The 1,190-nt window shown below is 47.2% G+C and carries 1 protein-coding gene; it reads right to left on the bottom strand.

Annotation, left to right across the window (positions count from 1 at the left end; translation table 11 throughout):
* Positions 1-6 precede the first annotated feature (6 nt).
* A partial coding sequence (gene tuf, locus R7Q09_RS24270; RefSeq protein WP_017822038.1) for an elongation factor Tu occupies positions 7-1,190 on the bottom strand: 1,184 nt, incomplete at its 5' end.

The following is a 1,190-nucleotide window of genomic DNA, read 5'->3' on the forward strand; positions in this document are numbered from 1 at the left end:
TATGAATTAGTCGAAGATCTTAGCAACAACACCAGCACCTACTGTACGGCCACCTTCACGGATCGCGAAACGTAGACCTTCGTCCATTGCGATTGGTGCGATTAGCTCTACAGTCATCTGTACGTTGTCGCCTGGCATTACCATTTCTACGCCGTCTGGTAGCTGGATGTCACCAGTTACGTCAGTTGTACGGAAGTAGAATTGTGGACGGTAGCCTTTGAAGAATGGAGTGTGACGACCACCTTCATCTTTAGACAGTACGTATACTTCTGATTCGAACTTAGTGTGTGGAGTGATTGAACCAGGCTTAGCTAGTACTTGACCACGTTCAACTTCGTCACGCTTAGTACCACGTAGAAGTGCACCAACGTTCTCACCTGCACGGCCTTCGTCTAGAAGCTTACGGAACATCTCAACACCAGTACATGTAGTTGTAGTAGTGTCTTTGATACCTACGATAGCAACTTCGTCACCTACAGTTAGGATACCACGCTCGATACGGCCAGTTACTACTGTACCACGACCTTGGATTGAGAATACGTCTTCGATAGGCATTAGGAATGGCTGATCTACCGCACGCTCTGGCTCAGGGATGTAAGTATCTAGAGCTTCTGCTAGTTCAACGATTTTCGCTTCCCACTGCTCTTCGCCGTTTAGTGCGCCTAGTGCAGAACCTTGGATAACTGGTAGGTCATCACCTGGGAAATCGTATTCAGATAGAAGTTCACGAACTTCCATTTCTACTAGTTCTAGTAGCTCTTCATCGTCAACCATGTCACATTTGTTCATGAATACGATGATGTATGGGATACCAACCTGACGGCCTAGTAGGATGTGCTCACGAGTTTGTGGCATTGGGCCATCTGTCGCAGCAACAACTAGGATACCACCGTCCATCTGTGCAGCACCAGTGATCATGTTTTTAACATAGTCAGCGTGTCCTGGACAGTCAACGTGTGCGTAGTGGCGTGATGGAGTGTCGTACTCAACGTGAGAAGTTGCGATTGTGATACCGCGCTCACGCTCTTCTGGAGCGTTATCGATAGATGCGAAGTCTTTAGCTACACCGCCGTAAACTTTAGCAAGAGTAGTACAGATAGCTGCAGTTAGAGTTGTTTTACCGTGGTCAACGTGGCCGATAGTACCAACGTTAACGTGCGGTTTCGTACGTTCAAATTTTTCTTTAGACA

The sequence above is a fragment of the Vibrio sp. 2130-1 genome (assembly GCF_033339515.1).